Origin of the sequence: Sagittula sp. P11 (assembly GCF_002814095.1) — a bacterium.
Lineage (GTDB): Bacteria > Pseudomonadota > Alphaproteobacteria > Rhodobacterales > Rhodobacteraceae > Sagittula.
In genome coordinates, this window is the sequence record NZ_CP021913.1 from 861,041 (window position 1) to 881,023 (window position 19,983).

The 19,983-nt window shown below is 67.9% G+C and carries 17 protein-coding genes; 9 read left to right on the plus strand and 8 right to left on the minus strand.

Features of this window, described 5'->3' with window-relative positions; all coding sequences use genetic code 11:
• Positions 1-48 precede the first annotated feature (48 nt).
• Both CDO87_RS26965 and CDO87_RS04200 read right to left on the minus strand, forming a co-directional pair.
• Positions 49-909: a hypothetical protein gene (locus CDO87_RS26965; protein ID WP_198521814.1), complete on the minus strand. Its 861-nt coding sequence runs from the start codon at positions 907-909 to the stop codon at positions 49-51.
• Positions 858-3,362, minus strand: coding sequence for an FAD-dependent oxidoreductase (locus CDO87_RS04200; RefSeq protein ID WP_100927606.1), 2,505 nt, complete (start codon positions 3,360-3,362; stop codon positions 858-860). The genes CDO87_RS26965 and CDO87_RS04200 overlap by 52 nt, the downstream gene beginning before the upstream one ends.
• A 573-nt stretch (positions 3,363-3,935) precedes the next feature.
• On the opposite strand from CDO87_RS04200, the gene CDO87_RS04205 reads away from it, so the two are divergent.
• The 8 genes from CDO87_RS04205 to gph all read left to right on the plus strand — a co-directional run bounded on the left by CDO87_RS04205 (position 3,936) and on the right by gph (position 12,229).
• Positions 3,936-4,982 carry a rod shape-determining protein gene (locus tag CDO87_RS04205; protein ID WP_005858869.1) on the plus strand — a complete coding sequence of 349 codons (1,047 nt, stop codon included), beginning with the start codon at positions 3,936-3,938 and terminating at the stop codon, positions 4,980-4,982.
• An 85-nt stretch (positions 4,983-5,067) separates the two neighbouring features.
• On the plus strand, positions 5,068-6,021 hold the full coding sequence (mreC, locus tag CDO87_RS04210) for a rod shape-determining protein MreC (RefSeq protein ID WP_100927607.1): 954 nt from the start codon (positions 5,068-5,070) through the stop codon (positions 6,019-6,021).
• Between the two features lies 1 nt (position 6,022).
• Positions 6,023-6,565 (plus strand): rod shape-determining protein MreD, encoded by a 543-nt coding sequence (locus CDO87_RS04215; protein WP_100927608.1) that lies wholly within the window; start codon positions 6,023-6,025, stop codon positions 6,563-6,565.
• Positions 6,562-8,478 (plus strand): penicillin-binding protein 2, encoded by a 1,917-nt coding sequence (gene mrdA, locus CDO87_RS04220; RefSeq protein WP_100927609.1) that lies wholly within the window; start codon positions 6,562-6,564, stop codon positions 8,476-8,478. Before CDO87_RS04215 ends, mrdA begins: the two co-directional genes overlap by 4 nt.
• 160 nt (positions 8,479-8,638) lie before the next feature.
• The gene (gene rodA / locus CDO87_RS04225) at positions 8,639-9,778 is read left to right on the plus strand and encodes a rod shape-determining protein RodA (RefSeq protein WP_100927610.1); all 1,140 of its coding nucleotides are present in this window, start codon (positions 8,639-8,641) and stop codon (positions 9,776-9,778) included.
• A 107-nt stretch (positions 9,779-9,885) separates the two neighbouring features.
• Entirely contained in the window at positions 9,886-10,818 is a 933-nt protein-coding gene (locus CDO87_RS04230; protein ID WP_100927611.1) for a glyoxylate/hydroxypyruvate reductase A, read from the plus strand.
• 80 nt (positions 10,819-10,898) lie between these two features.
• Entirely contained in the window at positions 10,899-11,591 is a 693-nt protein-coding gene (rpe, locus tag CDO87_RS04235; protein ID WP_100927612.1) for a ribulose-phosphate 3-epimerase, read from the plus strand.
• Positions 11,588-12,229, plus strand: a complete 642-nt coding sequence (gph, locus tag CDO87_RS04240; protein WP_100927613.1) for a phosphoglycolate phosphatase — start codon at positions 11,588-11,590, stop codon at positions 12,227-12,229. The genes rpe and gph overlap by 4 nt, the downstream gene beginning before the upstream one ends.
• 299 nt (positions 12,230-12,528) lie before the next feature.
• Here the strand turns inward: gph and CDO87_RS04245 are convergent, their stop codons facing one another.
• The 5 genes from CDO87_RS04245 to CDO87_RS04265 form a co-directional block, all read right to left on the minus strand.
• Positions 12,529-12,930, minus strand: coding sequence for a PaaI family thioesterase (locus CDO87_RS04245; protein ID WP_100927614.1), 402 nt, complete (start codon positions 12,928-12,930; stop codon positions 12,529-12,531).
• Positions 12,923-13,945, minus strand: coding sequence for a phosphotransferase (locus CDO87_RS04250; protein WP_100927615.1), 1,023 nt, complete (start codon positions 13,943-13,945; stop codon positions 12,923-12,925). Before CDO87_RS04250 ends, CDO87_RS04245 begins: the two co-directional genes overlap by 8 nt.
• Positions 13,946-13,984: 39 nt before the next feature.
• A complete protein-coding gene (locus CDO87_RS04255) occupies positions 13,985-15,211 on the minus strand; it encodes an acyl-CoA dehydrogenase family protein (protein WP_100927616.1) in 1,227 nt (408 codons plus the stop codon).
• A gap of 63 nt (positions 15,212-15,274) precedes the next feature.
• Entirely contained in the window at positions 15,275-15,718 is a 444-nt protein-coding gene (locus CDO87_RS04260) for a MaoC family dehydratase (RefSeq protein ID WP_100927617.1), read from the minus strand.
• A complete protein-coding gene (locus tag CDO87_RS04265; protein WP_100927618.1) occupies positions 15,708-17,336 on the minus strand; it encodes a long-chain fatty acid--CoA ligase in 1,629 nt (542 codons plus the stop codon). Before CDO87_RS04265 ends, CDO87_RS04260 begins: the two co-directional genes overlap by 11 nt.
• 111 nt (positions 17,337-17,447) lie before the next feature.
• Between CDO87_RS04265 and CDO87_RS04270 the strand changes: the two genes are divergently transcribed.
• A complete protein-coding gene (locus tag CDO87_RS04270; protein ID WP_100927619.1) occupies positions 17,448-18,464 on the plus strand; it encodes an NADP-dependent oxidoreductase in 1,017 nt (338 codons plus the stop codon).
• Here CDO87_RS04270 and CDO87_RS04275 read toward each other — a convergent pair.
• Positions 18,451-19,743: a GGDEF domain-containing protein gene (locus CDO87_RS04275; protein WP_157814917.1), complete on the minus strand. Its 1,293-nt coding sequence runs from the start codon at positions 19,741-19,743 to the stop codon at positions 18,451-18,453. The two genes, CDO87_RS04270 and CDO87_RS04275, sit on opposite strands and share 14 nt — an antisense overlap.
• Positions 19,744-19,983: the final 240 nt, after the last annotated feature.

Here is a 19,983-nt window from a genome sequence, read left to right on the forward strand (position 1 = left end):
TCGCTTGGATGATCCCAGACACCTAACCGACCCGCCCGGAATGGCAAGTCACCGCCCGTCGAGCGCCCTCAGACCGATCCACGCCCCCGCGAGGATCAGCAGCGGCAGGACCAGCACCTTGAACAGGAACACCGCCAGCAGCGCGATCAGGCTCTGCACCAGCGCGTCCGAACGGTCGTAGAGCGCGCCCGCCATGGAGGAATAGCGCTCGAACTCCATCCGCGCGCCCTGCAGCGCGCCCATGACGCCGCTCCCCTCCGACGGCACGGCAACGGCAGGATCGACCTGCGCGGTGATCTCCTCGACGATGGCGCTGTGGCGGGCCCAGACCTCCTCCGTCATGCGGTCCGCCAGCAGCGCCGACAGGAGGAACGCCCCCGGCAGGGCCAGCGCGAGGAAGGTGCCGTAAAGCCCCATCCGCCGTGCCACGTGCCCGCCCCGGCCGCGCCCCGCCGTGACCAGCGCCAACAGCGCCGCGCCCGCCAGCACCGCCCAGCCCAGGCCCGACGCGGGCGCCAGCGCCACCGACAGCGCGCCCGTCGCCACCATGACGAAGAACACCACCTGCGCGATGCGCTCGACCGTGTCGTCCACCGGCTCGAGCCATTTCAGCGGCTGCGCGCTGCCCTGCACGACAAAGCTGCCGCCGACCTCCAGTTCCTGCGCGGTCGACAGGAAGGCGTTCAGCGTCCGGAGCGTCAGGTAGGTGCCCGCGCTGGCCACGGCGATGTCGCGGGCATAGCCTTCGGCGGCGCGTGTCGCCGGGTTCCTCGCGGAAAAGGCCGCCGCCAGAAGGGCGACGGCCAGCACGAGGATCAGCACCGGGCGGAGGAGCCGCCCGGTACGGGTATCAGGGGTCAGACGTCCTTGCGGATCGTCTCGTTCTTCGGATCGTAGGGGCTGTCGCACGTGATCTCCGCATCCCAAAGCTGGTCGAACATCCTGACCTTAAGCTTCGTGCCCTCCACAGCCAACTCCGGCTTCACGTAGCCCATGCCGATGGACTTGCCGAAGGCCACGGAATACCCGCCCGAGGTCAGACGGCCCACGCGCACGCCCTCCGGCGTGTACAGCGCCTCGCGGCCCCAGGGATCGGCGTCCGCCGGGCCGTCGACCAGCAGCGTCACGCACTTGGAACGGATGCCCTTCGCCTCCATCTCGGCCTTGCCGTAGAACTCCTTCGACAGGTCGATGAAGCGCGGCAGGTCGGCTTCCGCGGGGGTGGCGTCGCGGCCCAGTTCGTTGCCGAAGGCGCGGTAGGACTTCTCCTGCCGGAGCCAGTTCTGGGCGCGGGCGCCGACCGGCTTCAGCCCGTGTGCCTCGCCCGCCTTCATCAGCAGGTCCCACAGGTAGTTCTGCATCTCGATCGGGTGATGCAGTTCCCAGCCGAGTTCGCCGGTGTAGGCCACGCGGATCGCGTTGACCGGGCACATGCCCAGTTCGATCTGCCGGGCCGAGAGCCACGGGAAGCGCTTGTTCGACAGCGCGGTCTCCGGCTCCGCGTCGCGGATGACTTGGCCCAGCACGTCGCGGGTCTTCGGTCCGGCGATGGCAAAGACGCCCCACTGCGTGGTCACGTCCTGCACGATCACCAGCTTGCCGGTCTCCGCCATGAAGTCCTCGGCCGCCTTCACGAGGTAGTCGTGGTCATAGGCCTGCCATGCGCCCGCCGAGACGAGGTAGTAATTGTTCTCGCCGTTGCGGACGATGGTGTACTCCGTCCGCGTGGTGCCCTTCGAGGTCAGCGCGTAGGTCAGGTTGATGCGGCCCACCTTCGGCAGCTTGTTACAGGTGAAGCGGTCGAGGAACTCGGTCGCGCCCGCGCCGGTCACGGTGTGCTTGGCAAAGGCGGTGGCGTCGATCAGGCCCACGCCCTCGCGGATCGCCTTCGCCTCCTCGACGGCATACTGCCACCAGCCGCCGCGGCGGAAGCTGCGCGCATCGTGGTCGAAGTTGTCGTCCGCATCCAGCGGGCCGTAGTAGTTCGGACGCTCGAAGCCGTTCACGCAGCCGAACTGCGCGCCCAGCGCCTTCTGACGGTCATAGGCCGGGCCGGTGCGCAGCGGACGCGCCGCCGGGCGTTCCTCGTCCGGGTGGTGGAGGATGTAGACGTGCTCGTAGGCTTCCTCGTTCTTCTTCACCGACCATTCGGTGGTCTGCCATGACCCGAACCGCTTCGGGTCGAGCGAGGCCATGTCGATCTCCGCCTCGCCCTCGACCATCATCTGGGCCAGGTAGTAGCCCGCGCCACCGGCGGCGGTGATCCCGAAGGAGAAGCCCTCGGCCAGCCACATGTTGCGCAGGCCCGGCGCCGGGCCGATCAGCGGGTTGCCGTCCGGCGTGTAGCAGATCGGGCCGTTGAAGTCGTCCTTCAGGCCGACCGTCTCGGACGACGGGATGCGGTGGATCATCGACATGTACTCTTCCTCGATCCGCTCAAGGTCGAGCGGGAAGAGGTCGGCGCGGAACGAATCCGGCACGCCGTACTGGAAGCGCGCGGGCGCGTTCAGCTCGTAGGGGCCGAGGATCCAGCCGCCGCGTTCCTCGCGGACGTACCACTTGGCGTCGGCGTCACGGATCACGGGATGCTGTTCGTTGGTCTTGCGCCATTCTACCAGCGCCGGGTCGGGCTCGGTCACGATGAACTGGTGTTCCACCGGGATCGCGGGCGTGCGGATGCCCAGGAGTTTCGCGGTGCGCTGCGCGTGGTTGCCCGTCGCGGTGACGACATGCTCGGCGGTGATGACCTGCTGTTCCTCGGAGGGGACGAGGTTGCCGCCCTTCTCGACCATCTTGGTGACGGTGACCTTCCATTCGGAGCCGGTCCACTCGTAGCCGTCCACCTGCCACTTGCGCTCGATCAGGACACCGCGCTGGCGGGCGCCCTTGGCCATCGCCATCGTCACGTCCGCCGGGTTGATGTAGCCGTCCGTCGGGTGATAGATCGCGCCCTTCAGATCCTCGGTGCGGATCAGCGGCCAGCGCTCGGAAATCTGCGCGGGCGTCATCCACTCGAACGGCACGCCGCAGGTCTCGGCGGTGGTGGCATAGACCATGTATTCGTCCATGCGCGCGTCGGTCTGCGCCATGCGCAGGTTGCCCACCACGAAGAAGCCCGCGTCGAGGCCGGTCTCTTCCTCCAGCGTCTTGTAGAACTTGATCGAGTAGTCGTGGATGTGGGTCGTCGCATACGACATGTTGAAATACGGCAGCAGGCCCGCCGCGTGCCATGTGGAACCGGAGGTCAGCTCGTCGCGCTCCAGCAGCATGACATCGTCCCAGCCCGCCTTCGCGAGGTGGTAGGCGATGGAGGTGCCGACGGCACCACCGCCGACGACTAGGGCTTTGACATTGGTCTTCATCGGGGGCGCACTCCACTGTCCGGGGCAAGGATTCTTTCCCGCCTTTTTATCGGATCATGCAACCGGCGCGCGGCCCACCCGACATGTCGACGCGCAAAACCGACAGCGGAGGCAGAGAGCGACAGACCGCCCCTCCCCCGCAACTCCCCGGGGACTCGGACAAAGAGCCACCCGCGCCCGCCGGCGCCCGCAATGCAAAGCCCGCTGCGCCCCCGCCGCCTTCCGCCGCATCACCGAACCGTCATCGTCCCGGCAACGGTCCGCCGCCGCGCGCCGCGCCATGACGGGCCCGGCCGGCACTGCTGCATTGCGCGCCGTCACAAATCACGCCCTTGAAATACAAGCGGAATGAGACGGTGGCCGCGAACCTCGGTCAACGCCGGCGTCCCCCCGGGCTTATCCACCGCCGCGCCCCTCATGCGGCGATTCCCCGCTGATTCAACCCGGAGGCCCCCTTTCGCCCCTGCTGCACCACGCCTATAAGGACGACGTTCGCGTCACCTTTCGGAGTCGCGGACCCTTCGAGCAATGACACGCAGAGATGCAAAGCCTTAGGGCAGCGAGGCAGTAGGAATGTTTGGCATGGATCGGCTCCTTGGCATGTTTTCTTCGGACATGGCCATCGACCTCGGAACCGCGAATACGCTGGTTTACGTTAAGGGGAAGGGTGTCGTCCTATCGGAACCCTCCGTCGTCGCCTATCATATCAAGGACGGCGTAAAGAAGGTTCTGGCCGTGGGCGAGGACGCCAAGCTGATGCTTGGCCGTACCCCGGGCAGCATCGAGGCGATCCGCCCCATGCGGGAAGGCGTGATTGCCGACTTCGACACCGCCGAAGCGATGATCAAGGAGTTCATCCGCAAGGTTCATCGCCGCTCGACCTTCTCCAAGCCCAAGATCATCGTCTGCGTGCCGCACGGCGCAACGCCGGTCGAAAAACGCGCCATCCGCCAGTCGGTCCTGTCGGCCGGTGCGCGCAAGGCGGGCCTGATCGCCGAACCCATCGCGGCGGCCATCGGTGCGGGCATGCCCATCACCGACCCCACCGGCAACATGGTCGTCGACATCGGCGGCGGCACCACCGAGGTGGCGGTGCTCTCGCTCGGTGACATCGTCTATGCCCGTTCCGTCCGCGTCGGCGGCGACCGCATGGACGAGGCGATCATCAACTACCTGCGCCGCCAGCAGAACCTGCTGGTCGGTGAATCGACCGCCGAGCGGATCAAGACCTCCATCGGCACGGCGCGGATGCCCGACGACGGGCGCGGCTCCTCCATGCAGATCCGCGGCCGCGACCTCCTGAACGGCGTGCCCAAGGAAACCGAGATCTCCCAGGCCCAGGTGGCCGAGGCGCTGTCGGAACCCGTGCAGGCGATCTGCGAGGCGGTGATGACCGCCCTCGAAGCGACCCCGCCGGACCTTGCCGCCGACATCGTCGACCGTGGCGTGATGCTGACCGGGGGCGGAGCGCTCCTTGGCGACCTCGACCTCGCGCTGCGCGAACAGACCGGCCTTGCCGTCTCCATCGCCGACGAATCCCTGAACTGCGTGGCCCTCGGCACCGGCAAGGCGCTGGAGTACGAAAAGCAGCTCCGCCACGCCATCGACTACGACAGCTGATCCATGGGTGGCGCGGTTTTTCCCCGGAAAAATCGCGCGCCGCTCATGCCTTGCGACAGGCCCCCGGCCTTCGGTACCCTGAGACATGGCCAGTGACCGCTCATCCTCGGACGATTTCACGGCACCGCTCAAACGGCTGCTGCTGATCATCCTCGTCCTCCTGCTGTCCGGCATCTTCCTTGTCTGGCGGATCGACAGCCCGCGCGTCGAACGCTTCCGCGCGCAGGTCATCGACCGCGTGGTGCCCAACATGGACTGGGCCATGGCCCCCGTCACCGGCACCATCAGGCTGATGCGCGATTTCCAGAGTTACCAGCGCCTCTCCGACCAGAACGAGGAACTGCGCCGCGAACTCCGCCAGATGACCGCCTGGAAAGAGGCCGCGCTCCAGCTCGAACAGGAAAACGCCCGCCTGCGCGATCTGAACAACGTCCGCCTCGACCCGCGCCTGACCTACATCACCGCCGTGGTGCTGGCCGACAGCGGCTCGCCCTTCCGGCAGTCGGTGCTGATCAACGTCGGGAGCCGCGACGGCATCGTCGACGGCTGGGCGACCATGGACGGCATCGGCGTCGTCGGGCGCATCTCGGGCGTCGGGCGCAACACCTCGCGCGTGATCCTGCTGACCGACGCGACCAGCCGCATCCCGGCCGAGATCCAGCCATCCGGCCAGCGCGCGCTGATCACCGGCGACAACACCGCCGCCCCGCCCATCGACTTCCTCGAGAACCCCGACCTCGTGCGCCCCGGCGACCGGATCGTGACCTCCGGCGACGGAGAGGTCTTCCCCCCCGGCCTGCTCATCGGACAGGTGGCGCAGGACCCGGGCGGACGCCTGCGCGTGCGGCTCTCGGCGGATTACGAACGGCTCGAATTCCTGCGCGTGCTGCGCGACCACGGCGCGCGCCGGGTCGCCAACCCCTCCGGCCTGATCCTGCCCGAGGACCTGCCCGACGCCGGTCCCGCACCCTCCGCGGACGGCGCGCCCACGGACGAGGACGGCACGGAGACCGGCGAAGACACCCGGCAGGACGGCTGACATGGCCGAGAAGCACAGCCCCGCCCGCCTCTGGACGATGCGCGCGCTCTACCCGGCGCTGGCGCTGCTCCTGATCTTCGTGCACCTCCTGCCGCTGCAGATGCTGCCGCAGCGAATCGCCGGGCCGGACTTCCTGACCGCCCTGACCTTCGCCTGGTGCCTGCGCCGCCCCGATTACGTGCCCGCCCTCTCCATCGCCGGGGTGATGCTCTTGGCCGACCTGGTGTTCCAGCGGCCCCCCGGGCTCTGGGCGCTCCTGATGCTGCTCGCCTCGGAATTCCTCAAGAACCGCGCCCGGCAACTGCGCGAGAACACCTTCGCCACCGAATGGGCCGCCGCCGCCGCCACGCTGCTGGCGATCACCGTCCTTTACAGGCTCACTCTCGCGATCTTGATCATCTCGCCGGGTATGCTTTCGCTCGCCCTGATGCAATATGGTATGACCGTGCTTGCCTACCCGCTGGTGGCCGCGGTGTCCTACCTCGCCTTCGGCGTCCGCCGCACCGCCCCCGGCGAATTCGACCACACGGGACGCACCCTATGAGACGAAGCCCGAAAGAGACCGCAGAATCCGCCCGCCGCATCACGCGCCGCGGGCTTGTCCTCGGTGGCCTGCAACTTGGATTCGTCACCACGCTCGGCCTGCGGATGCACCACATGCAGGTCGACCAGGCCGACGAATTCCGCCTTCTGGCCGAAGAGAACCGCATCAACATCCGGCTGATCCCGCCGTCGCGCGGGCGCATCTTCGACCGCAACGGCGTGGTCATCGCCGACAACGAACCGACCTACCGCATCACCCTCACGCGTGAGGACGCGGGCGACGTGGCCACCGTGATCGCCCACCTGGGCCAGCTTGTCGAACTGGACGAGAACGACCTCAACCGCGCCCTGGCCGAGATGGAGCGCACGCCGCCCTTCATCCCCGTCACCATCGCCGAACGGGTCAGCTGGGAGGACATCTCGCGGGTGGCGGTCAACGCCCCCGCCCTGCCCGGCGTCACCACCGAGGTCGGCCTGTCCCGCGTCTACCCGCAGAAGGAACTGTTTGCCCATGTGGCGGGCTACGTCGGCCCGGTCTCCGAACGCGACCTCGCCCGCTACGAGGACCCGCCGCCGCTGCTGCGCATCCCGCGCTTCCAGGTCGGCAAGGTCGGCGTCGAGGTCCGGCACGAAGAGGACCTGCGCGGCACCGCCGGCGCGAAGCGGGTGGAGGTCAACGCCGTCGGCCGCGTCATGCGCGAACTCGACCGGCGCGAGGGCGAAAGCGGCGCCGACATCCAGCTCACCGTGGACACCGATCTGCAGGACTACACCCAGGCGCGCCTCGGCGAGGAAAGCGCCTCCGTCGTGGTGCTCGACCTCGAAAAGGGCGACGTGCTGACCATCGCCTCGGCGCCGTCCTACAACCCGAACCTTTTCGTGCGCGGCATCTCCCACACGGATTTCAACGCGCTCAACACCAACGACCACCGGCCGCTGGCCTCGAAGACGGTGCAGGATGCCTATCCGCCCGGCTCGACCTTCAAGATGGTCACGGCGCTCGCCGCGCTGGACGCGGGCCTGCTGGCGCCCGACGACACGGTCTATTGCCCCGGCCATTACGAGGTCGGCTCCCGCTCCTTCCGCTGCTGGAAGCGCAGCGGCCACGGCTACATGAACCTCGAACAGTCGCTCCGCGAAAGCTGCGACGTGTTCTACTACGACCTCGCGCTGAAGGTGGGGATCGAGCGCATCGCCGACATGGCCCGCCGCATGGGCCTTGGCGTGGCGCACGACATCCCCATGTCCGCCGTCACCTCCGGCCTCGTGCCCGACAAGGCGTGGAAGGTCCGCGAACGCGGGGCGGAATGGGTGATCGGCGATTCGGTGAACGCCGCCATCGGTCAGGGCTTCGTGCTGACCTCGCCGCTGCAACTGGCGGTGATGACCGCGCGCGTGGCCACCGGCCGGTCGATCTCGCCCCGGCTGGTGCGCAGCATCGACGGGGTGGAGACGCCCTCGCGCGGGGGGACAGACCTCGGGCTGAACCCGAACCACCTCCTGCAGGTGCAGCGCGGCATGTTCGCCGTGTCCAACAACCGGCGCGGCACCGGCTACGGATCGCGCATCATCGCCGAAGGCATGCGGATGGCGGGCAAGTCCGGCACCGCGCAGGTGGTCTCGCGCATCACCACCGAAGCCGACCCGTGGGAAGACCGCGACCACGCGCTGTTCGTAAGCTTCGCGCCCTTCGACAACCCGAAGATCGCCGTGGCGGTGGTGGTGGAACACGGCGTCGGCGGGTCGCGCACCGCCGCGCCCATCGCCCGCGACGTGACGCTTCAGGCGCTCTACGGAGAGGACCCGCCGCTTGACGCCTACCCGGCAAAGGACCGGGGCCGCATCAAGACCCAGCAGGAAAAGCTCTCCAGCCAGCGCCGCGCCCGCAAGAGCGAGGAGCCGAGCCGCGCATGACCCCGATGCCCGCGTTTCCGCAGACCGCGCCGGGCGCGGAGGCCGTTCGCCGCGCTGACGCGCGCCCCAGCGCGCCGGATCGTGCATGCCCCCCCGCAGGCAGCGCCACGCCGCGTAGGGCGGGGCTTCGCGCCGCCTGCGCCGGACAGGGGGGCGCCGCGTGACCTATCTCGAGTACAACGTAAAGACCGTCCCCAGCGGCTGGCGCAAGATCCTGCACCTGAACTGGCCGCTCATCATCCTGCTGACCACCGTCGCCGGTGTCGGCTTCCTGATGCTCTATTCGGTCGCCGGTGGCTCTTGGAGCCCATGGGCCGAACCGCAGGCCAAGCGCTACATCCTCGGCCTCACGGCGATGTTCGTCGTGGCCATGGTGCCGATCTGGTTCTGGCGCAACATGGCGCTCGTGGTCTACGCGCTGGCCTTCTTCCTGCTCCTGCTGGTCGAGTTCTTCGGCGCCATCGGCATGGGCGCGCAGCGCTGGATCGACCTGGGCTTCATGCGCCTCCAGCCGTCCGAGCTGATGAAGGTCGCCATGGTCGTCCTGCTGGCCGCCTATTACGACTGGCTGCCGCTGTCCAAGACCTCGCGCCCGCTCTGGGTGCTGATCCCGATCTTCATCATCCTCGCGCCCACCGCGCTGGTGCTGACCCAGCCCGACCTCGGCACCGCGCTTCTGCTGATGATCGCGGGCGGGCTGATGATGTTCCTCGCAGGCGTGCACTGGCTCTACTTCGCCACCGTGCTGACCGCGGGCGTCGGCACCGTCTGGGCGGTGTTCAAGAGCCGCGGCACCGACTGGCAGCTCCTCAAGGACTACCAGTTCCGGCGGATCGACACCTTCCTCGACCCCTCGTCGGACCCGCTGGGCGCGGGCTACCACATCACCCAGGCCAAGATCGCCATGGGTTCCGGCGGCTGGACCGGGCGCGGCTTCATGCAGGGCACCCAGAGCCGCCTGAACTTCCTCCCCGAGAAGCACACCGACTTCATCTTCAACACGCTGGCCGAGGAATTCGGCTTCGTCGGCGGCATCTCCCTGCTCATCCTCTACGCGCTGATCCTGTTCTTCTGCGTGGTCGCCGCCCTGCAGAACCGCGACCGCTTCTCCTCGCTGATGATCCTCGGGATCGGCATGACCTTCTTCCTGTTCTTCGCCGTGAACATGTCGATGGTCATGGGCCTCGCGCCCGTCGTGGGCGTGCCCCTGCCGCTCGTCTCCTACGGCGGCTCGGCGATGCTGGTGCTGATGATCGCCTTCGGCCTGGTGCAAAGCGCGCACGTCCACCGCCCGCGCTGAGACCGCGCCGAGACCGGCGCCGGGGGCCCGCTTAGGGTTGCCCCCGGCCCCGCTTCCTGCTTCACCTTGAACGAACCGGGCCCTGTCCCGCCTCCGAAAGGTCATCCATGCCGAACATCCTCTTCGCCGCCCGCTCCGAGAAGTGGGACGACTACGAACGCCCCCTGCGCGACGCCCTCGCCGCCGAAGGCCTCGACCACACGCTGGGCACCGACCTGCCGCCGGAAACCGTCGACTACATCGTCTATGCGCCCAACGCCTCGGTGCAGGACTTCACCCCCTTCACCCGGCTGAAGGCCGTGCTGAACCTCTGGGCCGGGGTCGAGCAGGTGGTGGGCAACCCCACCCTGAAAGTGCCGCTGGCGCGCATGGTCGACGACGAGGGCCTGACCCAGGGCATGGTCGAATGGGTCACCGGCCACGTGCTGCGCCACCACCTCGGGATGGACGCGCATATCGTGAACCCCGACCGCATCTGGGACACCACCCCGCCGCCGCTCTCGAAGGACCGGCCCGTCACCATCCTCGGCTTCGGCGCCCTCGGGCAGGCCTGCGCCGCGCAGCTCGCCGCCCTGGGCTTCCCCGTCACCGGCTGGAGCCGCACGCCCAAGGACCTCGACGGCGTGCTGACCAGCCACGGCGAGGACGGCCTCGACGCGGCGCTCTCCAGCGCGCAGATCCTCGTCCTGCTGCTGCCCGACACGCCCGCCACCACCGACCTCCTGAACGCGGAACGGCTGGCCCGCCTGCCGCAGGGCGCGGTCATCCTCAACCCCGGGCGCGGGCCGCTGATCGACGACGACGCGCTTCTCGCCGCACTGGACGAGGGACGGATCGCCCACGCCACCCTCGACGTCTTCCGGACCGAACCGCTGCCACAGGACCATCCTTTCTGGGCGCACCCGCGCGTCACCGTGACGCCGCACATCGCCTCCACCACCCGGCCCGACAGCGCCGCCCGCGTCATCGCGCGCAACATCGCCCGGTCGGAATCCGGTGCCCCGCTCCTGCACGAGGTCGACCGCAGCGCCGGCTATTGACCCGGCCCCGCCCCCCGTCCAAAACCCTCCGGCAAACCCCTCCGGAACCGCCCACCTCCGCCCCCGCACAGGAGCCGCCCATGTCCTTCGACCGCAGCGTGAAGATCGCCCCCTCCATACTTTCCGCCGACTTCGCCGACTTCGGGCGCGAAATCCGGGCGGTCGAGGCGCAGGGCGCCGACTGGATCCACGTCGACGTGATGGACGGCCACTTCGTGCCCAACCTCACCTTCGGCCCCCCGGCGGTGAAGGCCTTCCGCAAGCACGTGAAGACGGTGATGGACGTGCACCTGATGATCGCGCCGGTCGACCCCTACATCGACGCCTACGCCGATGCGGGCACCGACATCCTGACCGCCCACGTCGAGGCAGGCCCCCACACCCACCGCACGCTGCAGGCGATCCGCGCGGCGGGCATGAAGGCCGGCGTGGCGCTGAACCCGGGCACCCCGGCACAGGCGGTGGAACACCTGCTCGACCTCACCGACCTCGTCTGCGTGATGACCGTGAACCCGGGCTTCGGCGGGCAGAAGTTCATCGACATGACCGCCAAGATCCGCGCCCTGCGCGCGATGATCGGCGACCGCCCGATCCATATCGAGATCGACGGCGGCGTGACGCCGGAGACCGCGCCGCTGGTGGTCGAGGCGGGCGCCGACGTGCTGGTCGCCGGGTCCGCGGTGTTCAGGGGCGGCTCGGTCGAGAACCCCGCCCCCTACGGCGAGAACATCCGCGCCATCCGCGCCTCCGTCGCCGGGACGGCCGCGGCGTGAAGACCATCGCCTTCGACCTCGACGGCACGCTGATGGACAGCGTGCCCCACATCCACGCCGCCGTGGCGCAGGCGCTCTCCGAGCTGGGCCTGCCGACGATCACCGTGGAAGAGACGCCGGGCTTCGTCGGACGCGGCCTGCCGGTGCTGGTGGAGCGCGTGCTGGCCCATGTCGGCGCCGCGCCGGACCACCACAAGGCGCTCTACGACCGGACGATGCACCACTACGTGACGACCCCCAGCGATCCCGCCTGCCTCTACCCGGGCGTGCCGGAGGCGCTGGAGGCGCTCAGGTCGGCGGGCCACCGGCTGACGCTCTGCACAAACAAGCCCTTTGCCGCGACCGAGACCGCGATCCGCGACACCGGCCTCGCGCCGTTCTTCGAGATCGTGATCGGCGGCGACAGCCTGCCCACGCGCAAGCCCGATCCGGCCATGCTGATGGCGGCGCTCGGCGGCGCGGCGCAGGCGCTCTACGTGGGCGACAGCGAAACCGATTGCGAAACGGCGCAGTCGGCGGGCGTGCCCTTCGTGCTGTTCACCGAAGGCTACCGCAACGCCCCGCCGGAGGCGCTGCCGCATGTGGCGCTCTTCTCCGACTGGACCCGGGCCCCGGACCTTTTCGCGACGCTCTGGTAAGGCGGTCGACGGCGTAGGGTGGGCGTTCCGGCCCGGCGGGCCGGGTTGGCCACCCCTGCCCCGATGTCCCCGGTTAACGGGAGAATCCGCACCGCAACAGCGGCACCGGCCTGCCCGGGCCAAAAGGTTACCAACCGGCCGTTTCGACCCCCTCAACCGGCCGGTTCACCCCATAATTTTCCGTAAACGCGTCCGATCCGCCGTTAACCCGGCTGCCGCGGCAGCGCATGGCCCACAAGATCTGCCCGGCGCGCGCCCCGTTCACCACAACGCGCGCACCGTCAGGAACCGGTCCCGGATCACGCTCCCCGGCGATACCGGAAGACGCCGGTGCCTTTGGCGACGACCTCTCCGGTCTCGTCCTTCAGCACCCCTTCGGCAAAGAACGTGCTCTTCCCGCCCCCCGTCCGGAAGCCCTCTCCGATCAGCATTTTGCCTTTCGGGCGCGAGATAAATTGCACGTTCAGGTTGAGCGTCAGGCACATCTGGCGACGGTCCCTGTCGCCTGTCCAGCACCCGGCATAGCCCATGATCGTATCCAGCAACGAGGCATAGACCCCGCCATGCGGATTGCCGTGCCGGTTCATCAGCTTGTCCGCCAAGGGCAGTTCGAACCGGGCATAGTCCTGCCGCCAGTCCGCCATCTCCATCCCCAGGAGTGCGGAAAAGGCGTAAGGGCCTTCGCGAATGTCGTCATCCATAGGCATGCCGTGCGTCCCATCCAAGTCTTGCGAATTCGGGAACGTAAGCACCCAGTTTCAAACCCTTTTCCGGGTTCGCCGCGTTGCCGTCAAGCGCCCGTTTCTTCACCCCCTGAAGGATCGCCGCCATGCGGAAGGCACAGAAGGCCACGTAGAACCCGAAGTCGCCCGGCACCGCGATGCCCCGTGCGGCGCAGTATCCGGCGATGAAACCCTCGTCCGACGGCAGCCCCGCCGCCGCCCGGTCGATGCCCCTCAGGCCCCGCCCCTCCGCGCCCGGCGGCAGTTGCCATTGCAGGATCACCCCGGCCAGATCGGCAAAGGGATGGCCCAGCGTCGACAGCTCCCAGTCGAGCACGGCCACGCACTCCGCCCGGTCCTGCGCAAACAGCAGGTTGTCGATCCGGTAGTCGCCATGCACCAGCGTCCGCTGGCCGTCGTCCTCCGGCAGGGCGCCCTGCAACCATTCTCCCAGCCGGTCCATGTCCGGCTGCGCCTCCGTCGCCGAAGCCTCGTACTGCTTGGCCCAGCGGCCCAGTTGCCGCGCGAAGTAGTTGCCCTGCGGGCCAAAATCCCCCAGCCCCACCGCCTCCGGCTCCACCGCGTGGATGGCCGCCAGCACGCGGCCCATCTCCGCCACGACCGCCCCGCGCATCGCGGGCGTCTCACCGGGCATGGAGGGGTCGACGATGTTGCGCCCGGTCACGTGGTCCATGACGTAGAATGCAACGCCCAGCACGGCTTCGTCCTCGCAGAGCGCATACATCCTCGGGACCGGCACGGCGGTGTCGCGCAGCGCGCGCTGCACCCGGTATTCCCGGTCGACCGCATGGGCCGATTTCAGCAGCTGCCCCGGCGGTTTGCGCCGCAGCACGTAGGACCCCGAGGGCGAGGTCAGCCGGTAGGTCGGGTTGGACTGCCCCACCGCGAACTTCTCGGCGCGAAGCGGTGGTTCAAACCCCTGCACATGCTCCGCCATCCACCGCGCCACGCGGGCGAGTTCCTCTTCGGTCATCCGGCCAACCCGCACCGTTGCGACACAACCCTGACGCGATCAATCATTGCGGTACTTCTTCAGCTCGGCCCGCGCCACCTGCCGGCGGTGCACCGCATCCGGGCCATCGGCAAAGCGCAGTGTCCGCACATGCGTCCACATATGCGCCAGGTCGAAATCCTGGCTGATTCCCGCAGCACCGTGCATCTGCATCGCCTCGTCGATCACCTTGCCCGCCATCAGGGGCGCCACCACCTTGATCTGCGAGATCCACGGCTGCGCCGCCCGTACCCCCGCCGTGTCCATCATCCACGCCGCCTTCAGGCACAGCAGGCGCGCCATCTCGATCTCCATCCGGGCATTGGCGACGATGTCGAAATTGGCGCCCAGTTCCGCGACCTTCTTGCCGAAGGCCTCCCGCGCCAGACCGCGGCGGCACATCATCTCAAGCGCCTTCTCCGCCTGCCCGATCGCCCGCATGCAATGGTGGATGCGGCCGGGGCCAAGCCGCCCCTGCGCCACCTCGAATCCGCGCGCCTCGCCCAGCACGATGTTCCTTGCCGGGACGCGCACATCTGTGAAACGCAGGTGCATATGGCCATGCGGCGCGTCATCCGCGCCAAACACCTGCATCGGCCGCAGGACCTCGATCCCGGGCGTGTCCGGGTCCATCACGAACATCGTGTGGCGCTGGTGTTTGGCCGCCTCCGGGTCGGTGCAGGCCATGAGGATATACAGCCCGCAGCGCGGGTCGCCCGCACCGCTGATCCACCACTTCTCGCCGTTCAGCACGTAATCGTCGCCGTCCTTGCGGGCGGAGAACGCCAGTTGCGCCGCGTCGGACGAGGCCACGTCCGGCTCCGTCATCACGTAGGCAGAACGGATCTCTCCCTCCAGCAGCGGCGCCAGCCAGCGGTCCTTCATCCAGTCCTCACCGTAGCGTTCGAGGACCTCCATGTTGCCGGTGTCGGGGGCGTTGCAGTTGAAGACCTCCGCCGCGATGCCGACCTTGCCCATCTCCTCGGCAAGGTAGGCGTATTCGACCGTCGTCAGCCCGTAACCACGGTCGGAGTCCGTCAGCCAGAAGTTCCACAGCCCGCGCTCACGCGCCTTGGCCTTCAGCCCGTTCAGGATCTCGAGCTGGCGGTCGGTGTGGTGGAACCGGCCCTGGGGGTGCTTGCCGATCTCGGCGTGGAACTCCCGGTCGAGCGGCGCGATCTCGTCCTCGATCATCCGGCGCACCTGTTCGACAAGCGGTTTCACCCGCTCCGTCATGCCAAGATCCATGTCTCTCTCCCTGTCTTTCTCCGGGGGCGCGGCGGTTCCCTGCGACGGGTGGCGCGCGCACCGTTAACCTTCGGCCAAGTAAAACCGCGTTATCCAGTTGGCCACAAGCGCAGGACGCGCCTCGCCTTCCTTCTCGACCTCGACGTCCCAATGCACGTCCAGCCAGCCTTCACCCTCGTCGACCCCGGCCACGGAGAATCGCCCCCTCACCCGCCGCCCGACACGCACCGGCGAGACGAACCTGATCCGGTCGAAGCCGTAGTTCACGCTTGAGGAGAAGCCGGTCAGCTCCTTCGTCACCTGGTAGGACATGGCGGACAGCATCGACAGCGTCAGGAAGCCATGGGCGATGGTCCCCCCGAACGGCGTTTTCGAGGCGAACTCCGCGTCGAGGTGAATGTCCTGCCAGTCCTCGGTCGCATCGGCAAAGGCCTTCACGCGCCGGGCGTCCAGCGTGAACCACTCGCTTTCACGCGGCGCCATGATCCTCAGGTCGTCAGCCAGCATCCGGCATCTCGTATCCTTCGAAGCGTTTGCGGAGCGTCAGTTTCGACACCTTCCCGGTGGCGGTCAGCGGCAGGTCCTCGACGAATTCCATCGCGTCCGGCAACTGCCATTTCGCCACGTGCTCCAGCATCATGGCGTGGATGTCCTCAAGCCGCGGCCCGTCGTCCTTGGGCACAACGACCAGCAGCGGGCGTTCCTCCCACCTCGGGTGCTTCACGGCAATCACCGCGCAGTTCGCGACCTTGGGATGGGCCATGGCGATGTTCTCGAGGTCGATCGATGAAATCCATTCGCCGCCCGACTTGATGAGGTCCTTGGAGCGGTCCTGGATATGCAGAAAGCCCGCGCCGTCGATGCTCGCCACGTCGCCGGTGCCGAACCAGCCCTCGTGATCGAAGGCGTGCGACGTCGCCTCGGGGTTCTCGAAGTACCCGGAAATGATCGAGTTTCCGCGCACGTACAGCTCACCCACGGCCTTGCCGTCATGCGGCAGCCGGTTGCCGTCCTCGTCGTTCAGCTTCAGCTCGACGCCGAACACCCGGCGGCCCTGCTTCGACTTCAGCGTCATGCGCGTCTCGTGCGGCAGGTCCTGCATCGGCTCGGACAACTGGCCGTGGGTGCCGACCGGGCTCATCTCCGTCATGCCCCAGGCGTGGCAGACATCCACGCCGCGTTTCTCGAAGAACTCGATCATCGCACGCGGCGCGGCAGAGCCGCCGATCACAAGCTGCTCAAGCTTCGAGGGCACGGTGCCGCGCTTCTCCACCTCGGCCCGCAGACCCAGCCAGACCGTCGGCACGCCCCAGGAAGCGGTGACACCTTCGCTTTCCATCAGTTCGAACAGCGACGGGCCGTCCAGTCTGGGACCCGGCATGATCAGCGAAGCGCCCACCAGCGGCGCGGCATAGGGCAGCCCCCAGGAATTGACGTGGAACATCGGCACGACCGGCAGGATGCGCCCGCCTTCACGCAGCGACTTCGGCACGGTGATCGCGATGAACATGGCGTGCAGCACGGTCGAGCGATGGGAATAGAGCGCGCCCTTCGGGTTGCCCGTGGTCCCGGAGGTGTAGCACAGGCCCGCGGCGGCGTTTTCGTCCATCAGCGGCCAGTCGAAGGTGGTCTCCTGCTCGTCCAGCAGGTCCTCGTAGCACAGGAACCCCATGTCGGAGTCGGGCATGTGCGACCGGTCCGCCATGACCACCAGCACCAGCCCGTCCGGCAGGTGATCGGCCAGCGCCTCCACCAGCGGCACGAAGGTCAGGTCGAGGCACAGCACCCGGTCGCCCGCATGCTTGATGATGTAGAGCATCTGCTCGGCCGACAACCTTGGGTTGATCGTGTGGCACACGGCGCCCATGCCCGAGACGGCATAATAAAGCTCGAAATGCCGGTAGCCGTTCCAGGCGAGCGTCGCGACCCGGTCGCCCTCGCCGACGCCCAGATCCTTCAGCCCGTGCGCCAGCTGCGCCACGCGGGCATAGGTGTCGCGGTAGCTCTGGCGGTGCAGGTCGCCCTCGGTGCGGACCGAAACGATTTCTCCCCCCGGATGCGCCCCGGCCGCATAATCGAGAATCTCGATGATCCTCAACGGCATCTGCATCATCATGCCCTGCATCTGGCCCTCCCTTGCCGTCCGCGTCCTTCCTCCTAGACTGCGCAACATGACCGCCCGGGTGCAACAGCTTTCCACAGGCGCCCGGAAGACAAACAGGAAGAGGAACCAGACATGCCTTCACAGATGACCCGTATCGCGATGGCCCGCCATCCGGAGGGCGACCCGGTGGCCGAGGATTTCTCTGTCGAGAAGCAAGCCATGCCGGAACCGTCGCAGGGCGAGATCCTCGTCGAGGTCACGCTGTTGTCGCTCGACCCCTACATGCGCGGGCGCATGGCCCCGGTGAAAAGCTACGCCCCCTCGCTGAGCGTGGGCGACACCATGACCGGACAGGGCGTGGGCCGCGTGCTCGTGTCGAAGGCGGACGGCTTTGCCGAGGGCGACCTCGTGACCGGCATGACCGGCTGGGCCAGCCACGCCGTGCTGAAGGGCACCGAGGCGCGCAAGCTGGACAGCGACCTGCCGCCCTCGACGGCGCTTGGCGTGCTGGGGATGCCGGGCTTCACCGCCTGGACAGGGCTGGCAAAATACGGTCGCCCCAAGGCGGGCGAGACACTGGTGGTGGCTGCCGCAACCGGGCCGGTGGGGGCCATGGTGGGGCAGCTTGCGAAGTCGCAGGGCCTCAGGACAGTGGCCATCGCCGGCGGTGCCGAGAAGTGCCGGATCGCGACGGAGACCTTCGGCTTCGACGCCGCCATCGACCACCGCGCACATGACGCCTCCTCGCTGCGCAAGGCGCTGGCCGAGGCCGCCCCGGACGGCGTCGACATTTACTGGGAGAACGTCGGCGGCAAGGTTCTGGAGGCCGTGATCCCGCTGATGAACGTGCATGGCCGCATCCCGGTCTGCGGCACGATTGCCTGGTACAGCGGCGCGGAAGAGACCACCGACCAGCTCCCGCTGGTCTGGCGGAGCGTCCTGACCAAGCGGCTCTCGGTGAACGGCCTGATCATCTTCGACCACTGGGACGGCTTCCCGGACTTCCTGCGCGAGGTCACTCCGAAAGTCGCCGCGGGCGAGATCAACTGGCTGGAGGACGTGGCAGAGGGGCTGGAGAACGCACCGGCGGCCTTCATGGCGATGCTGAAGGGCGGCAACACCGGCAAGCAGATCGTCAAGCTGTCCTGAGCTGACCAAGGGCCGGATCGGACGGGCGTGGATCGTGCCCTTTCGGTCCGGTCTGCGGCTCAAGCCCGTCGCACAGCACCACGCGGTTCCGGCCCTGCTCCTTCGCGCGGTACATCGCGCGGTCGGCCACGGCCACCGCCTCGGTCAGCGACCGTCCGACCCCCTTGTCGACGATGGTACAGCCCAGCGAGGCTGTGACCACCGGAAGGCCTTCCGTGCTGCGGGTGGCCTCCGCGATCCGCACGCGCAGGACCTCGGCCCGGGCGCGCAGGGCCATCGGATTGTTCAGCGGAAACATGACGGCGAACTCCTCGCCACCCCAGCGCGTGACCATGTCGGTCATGCGCATTTCCTCCTGCATGGCGCGCGCCGCTGTCTGCAGCACCGCGTCGCCCACCGCGTGTCCGTAGGTGTCGTTCACGTTCTTGAAGTGATCGAGGTCGACCATGATGACGGCCACATGCGACCGCCAGATGCGGTCCTCGAACCACGCCCTTGCGGCGCGTCTGGTGGCGGCGCCGGTCAGGGAGTCCGTCTCCACATCCCGGACAAGGGCCCGTTCAAGCCTGCGCGCGTTGTCCAGAAGCGCGACGAAACGGATGCCGAAATGCAGGATGCCCAGCAGGATCAGGCCCATCTGCGCGGTGTAAAGCGTCGGGAAACTGCTGTCGTGGGACAGGTTCAACAGGGGCATCAGCCGTGTGACGAGGGGCAAGGACACCGCCAGCAGCGTCCAGATCACCAGTTGCTGGCGGACCAGGTGGCCCGCCGGGTTGTCGACCAGCATCAGCCGGATCGACTTGTGCCGCGCAAAGCGGGTCGCATTGACGACGGCCAGCGCCAGGAGGCAGATGGCCGTGGGCACCGCCATGCTTCCGAAGAATTCCCGGTCGCCGTGAATGAACCCGATCGTCGCCACGGCCGGAGCGAACAGCGCCAGCAAGGTGCAGACCATTCCTATGGTCGGCTGCGCGCGGCGCAGAAGTTGCCCCGCGCTCAGAAGCAGCAGGCTGGCGGCAGTGTTCCAGCCGACCCCGTTCCCCGCGCCTGCACCGGTCGGCCCCGGCAGCACCAGCCCGGTCAGGCAGACCAGCACGACCCCCGCCCAGAGCAGACTTTCGGCGCGGCTGGTGTGCCGCAGAGGTCGCTGCAGAGAGGTCGCGACGATGGCCAGCGCCATGGCAGCGTAGAGCAGCATGTTGGTGTGGGGCGCCGTTCCCGCGGGGTACAACCCGTCAAGCAAATGAAACATCCGGTCGAGCAGCGCGAGCGTCAGCATGGACGACGCCAGAACAAGACCCGCGATACGGACGGTCAGGACGATGCGTATCGGTACCGAGTACCAACGCTTTCGCCTTCCAGCCGTTCTTGTCCTGCTCGTCGCGTGAAACGACATTTTCCAGAGAATCTCCCGAGGGCGCCACTGAACAACTGTTCATTCACAGTGGTTAACAACTCGTTACCAACTCGTGTTGACGCTAGGGAAACTTTTCATGGCAGGCAGGATTGACCGGAAATA